This is a genomic window from Neorhizobium huautlense, assembly GCF_002968575.1.
Classification (GTDB): Bacteria; Pseudomonadota; Alphaproteobacteria; order Rhizobiales; family Rhizobiaceae; genus Neorhizobium; species Neorhizobium huautlense.
The window spans coordinates 1-407 of record NZ_PVBM01000123.1; the positions used below are offsets into that span (position 1 = coordinate 1).

Here is a 407-nt window from a genome sequence, read left to right on the forward strand (position 1 = left end):
GTGCACAACTACACGGTGCCTTCGGCGTTGAAGGCGTGGATCGATCTGGTGGTGCGGCCCGAACGCACGTTCCGCCGCACGCCCACGGGCAAGGTGGGCATGCTGACCGATCGCTCGGTGCTGGTGGTATCCGCTTCAGGCGGCAACTTTGACGGCGCCCACGCGCAGACCGATTTCCTGATGCCGTATCTGCGGTATGTGTTTGCCACGGTGGGCATCCATCAGGTGGAAGGCATCCGCTTGCAGAACACTGCGCGCGGTGCTGATTCCGCCATGCAGGCCTTCGAAAGTTTCCGGCAGGAACTGGCTGCGCGGATGTTGCTCATGCCGCTGGTGGCCTGAGGACTGTCACGCGAAGAGCCAGCGTGCCAGGTCCGCGGCGCCGGCCAGCCATTCGCGTGCACGTG

General features: G+C 64.6%; 1 protein-coding gene. It reads left to right on the top strand.

The window, feature by feature from the left end; genetic code table 11:
- Window positions 1–342, top strand: a 342-nt coding sequence (locus C5L12_RS27915) for an NAD(P)H-dependent oxidoreductase (RefSeq protein ID WP_205839404.1), incomplete at its 5' end; no start/stop codon positions are given.
- Window positions 343–407 lie beyond the last annotated feature (65 nt).